Genomic DNA, 3820 nt, shown 5'->3' with positions numbered 1-3820 from the left:
GAAATGATGGCGAAGCGATGTCGCAGCGCAGTGAACGCCGCCACCGCCTGCCAGTGCGGTTGCCCGGTCGTCACCGAGGCGAAGTCGAACAGGCCGCCATCCGCGAGCAGGGTCGGAAGCGATACGGGCTCGGCCGCGGATTCGATAAAGCGTCGAATGCGATTTGCAAGGCGCTGTTCATATTGCCAGTAGCGATGGAAGTACAGCCGCGTATCTTCGAGGATCAGCGGCTTTTCGTCGCCCGGCCCGCCCGCCAGACTGCTCGTGCGCACGGCCTTGAGCAAAGCGCGGCCGGAAACAGTTTTGTCTGAACCGGGAAGCGGATGACTGGCATTGAGGTTCAGACAGCTGTGGCCTTGCTGGACAGCGCGGCTGACCAGCGCGAATGCCTGCGCGATCTGTTCATCGCCGCCGTGCCGGCGCGCCCAGTCCGCCAGTGCCGCGTCCAGCGGGCCGAAATTTCCTTGTGCGGGCTCGTTCGCAACGTCGCGCGGATTTGCGCTCATGCCGCACGCGCCTTGCCGTCGAATGCAGCGTCCAGCATATGGATGAACTCCGGGTCCGGTTGGTCCGAGAAAATGCCGCGTACCCCGGCGTCAGGCGCCATGCCGCGCATGAACAGATACCGCACGCCGCCCAGATGGGTTTCCGGCGCATACCCCGGGATTCTCTGGGCCAGGTGACGATGCAAGCTGACAACATAAATCAGATACTGCAGATCGTAATGCCGCAGGCACATCGCGTTTCGCAGATTGTCGATCGCGTAAGCTTCCGCTTCGCGTCCGAGATTATTGGTCTTGTAGTCGATCACGTAATAGCGACCGCCGGACTCCACCACGAGATCGATAAACCCGTGCATGAGCCCCGTCATGGCCTCGCTGCGCTCAGCCAGTGACAACGGACTGCCATAGCCATGTCGGTCAAGCAGCCGGATCACAGCGTCGGGCGACATACCGCCGAGGCGCATCATGAATTCCATCTCAGCAACCCGCAGTGCCGCCGGCACCACTGCGAGCGTCCCGATACCGGGCAGTGGAGTGTGAAGCGTGTTAGACACCAGCCGCGCGCAGTTCGCGATCGCCCCATCACTGTCGGTCTCCTCCACGACGAATCCGTGACGACGCAGGCAATGCAGGATCAAACGCCCATGCTCGACTGCCGGTGCCTGCGTCGGCGCGGGCCAGTTCGCCAGATCAGCCTTTTCCAGCACGTCGTGCAAGGCATTGCCGAAAGCCGCGCCCTGCATGTTGAACTGCGCTGGCCCATCGGCAATCTGCTCGACTTCGCTTGCCGCTTCGTCGGCTGCGCCGCGGCTGGCCAGCGCATCGCCTGAATAGCGCACCAGCCGGGAAAAACTATACGTTCCCCACGGCGGACGGCGCTGGGGCAGATCGGTGCGCGCCTTTCCAGACAAGGGCTGAAGGGGAGGGGAAAAAGCCGCAGCCTCATCCTTCACAGGCAATGGTTCAACCCCGATCGAGTTGCAGCTGCTCGCCAGCTTTTCGATAGTTTTGCTGATCGCCGACTCATTCAACGGACTGCAGTTGCCAGACCAATACCAATTTTCCATGTCTCCCAGAAGGTCGCGCACGAGCAATCCGGCCAGCGCGCCATTCTGTGTGCTATTGGCTAATCCCCACGGCATGAATACAGCCTGCTCGGCGCGCGTGAGCGCCACATAAAGCAGGCGAAGTCCCTCTGCCCGAGCCTCCCTCACACTTTGTTGCTTGTGCGCTTCGTCCAGCAAAACAGGGCACAGATACGCCTGTCCTTTCTCGTGGAAATAGAAAGCCGGCTGATCCGGCTTGCCGCCCGCGCCCAGCCATGGCGCAAATGGCAGGAAAACGATTGGATATTGCAACCCCTTGGCGCGATGCACGGTCACGATACGCACCAGCGCCTCGTCGGATTCGAGCCGCAGCTGTGCCTGTTCGCCTGCGGCACTTGCCTCCGCGATTGCGTCTCGCAACCAGCCGATCAGACCGGCCATGCCGAATGATTCGCTCTCGGCAGTGGCAAGCAGTTCGGCAAGCTGCATATAGTTGCTCATGCGGCGGTCGCCGTTGTCACAGGCCAGCAACCGCGGCGCGGCGGATTGCAGAAAGCCGTAAAGCATGCTGAGCACGCCGGTCGATTGCCACCGCGCATGCGCACTCTGGAAACGATCCAGAGTCGTCTGCCATTCGGTCTGCTCGCCGGCGAGACGCACCATGTCGCGCAGATGGAATCCGAGCAAAGGCGTGCACAGCGCGGTACGTACCAGCCCCTCGTCCGTCGGGCTGGCGGCAGCGCGCAGCAGTTTGAGCAGATCGTTCGCTTCCTGCGTCTCGTCCGCTTCGAACACGCTCTGTTGATGCAGACACACCGAGGCGGTGCCGTTTGCGTTCAGTTCGCGCTGCATCCAGGCGGCCTCGCGGTTGGTGTTGACCAGCACGGCGATGTCCCGCGACTGAACTGTTCGCGAAGTTTTAATGCCGTCAGTAGTGGTAACGAATTCTGCCTGGTTTGTTTCAGAAAGAAGCCGCGTAATGCGGCTCACGGTTGCTTTTACAATGGCTGGATGAATCTTGCTTTTGGCTGAATTTTTTGCGTCGGCAAACGGCCAAAGGGTAAATGGCGGAACAGGAGTCCCTTCTATGGTGAGCGTACGATCGTCGGTGTGCGGACCGGGCAGCACCTCGTGAAATTCGATGTCCCCTACCAGAAAAGCCTCTTTACCTGGAGCCTTGAAGATTGCCGTAAAGGCATTCAGCAGACCGCTGGTGGAGCGGAAGTTTGTCGTCAATCCATAGCGGTCGGCAACATCGTCCACGGCCTGAAGATAGGCGAAGATGTCGCCGCCGCGAAATCCGTAAATGGCCTGTTTGGGATCGCCGATGAGCATCAATCCGCCGTGCGTCCGCTTTGCGTAGATACGCCTTAAAATTTCATATTGCAGCGGGTCGGTGTCCTGGAATTCGTCGACCAGCGCCCACGGCCACGCTTTGTGTAGCGCATCGGCCAGCGCCTGACCCGCTTGAGGATCTGTGACGGCCTCGTGCAGGGCACCGATCATGTCATCGAAACTGAACTGCCGGCGTTCCTGTTTGCGCCGTGCTGCTTTCGAGGCAATTTCGTGCTTTGCCTGTCGTACGGCGTCGAGTTTGTACAGGGGTTGAAACGCAGCCAGTTTCCTGACCAGTTCGGTCTCGACAAAAGTGGCTGCCGCTTGCTTGGCGGCATTGCCTCTGGCACTGAACTGCCGGCTGAGAGCCAGATGGGCGACCCATGCAGGAAGCGCAGGTACTGCGCTTGAGCCAACTGATAGCGCCGCATCGATTTCTGATAGAAACGCATCGATATTAGAGTTGTGTTTCTCCAGCGCCACCTTCAATACTTCTTTATTTAAGCGACCCGACTCCAGGAAACTTTTCAGGTCTGCCTTCAGCCGCGTCTTACCGCTTTGCCATAGCTTTCTCAACGCCGCCGCACGCTTTACAATTTCGTCGTGTTCGGGACCGGCGATGCGGGTATGCGCGCGGATCAGATAATCGCGGATCTCTTTTTCAAGATCGTCCGGCGAGGGCCACAGATCGCAGAACGGCTGCGCTACCTCAGGCCGCTGGCCTATGACCTGTCGGCGCCAATAATCCGTCGCGGCTTCAAGTCTTCCGGCGGCATCGTCGATCTGCTCACCGCGGTCGAACGGCAGGGCGCTTTCGAATGCGCTTTCCTGCGTCGCGCGAAGCGCAAATCCATGGATGGTGGTGATCGGGGCTTCGTCCATGCCGCTCGCGGCAGCCATAAGCCGGCGCGCAAGCAATTGTGAATCTTCGTCACT

At 60.1% G+C, this 3820-nt stretch carries 2 protein-coding genes; both read right to left on the bottom strand.

Annotation, left to right across the window (positions count from 1 at the left end; genetic code table 11):
• Positions 1–506: exodeoxyribonuclease V subunit alpha (locus tag H0V34_07035; protein ID MBA2491459.1), on the bottom strand; the 506-nt coding region annotated here is incomplete at its 3' end.
• Positions 503–3820, bottom strand: a 3318-nt coding sequence (locus H0V34_07030; GenBank protein ID MBA2491458.1) for a UvrD-helicase domain-containing protein, incomplete at its 5' end; no start/stop codon positions are given. The genes H0V34_07030 and H0V34_07035, both read right to left, overlap by 4 nt.

The sequence above is a fragment of the Gammaproteobacteria bacterium genome, from assembly GCA_013696315.1.
GTDB lineage: Bacteria > Pseudomonadota > Gammaproteobacteria > JACCYU01 > JACCYU01 > JACCYU01.
Note: the sequence above shows the minus strand (reverse complement) of the source record. Positions and strands in the feature narration are given on the sequence as shown.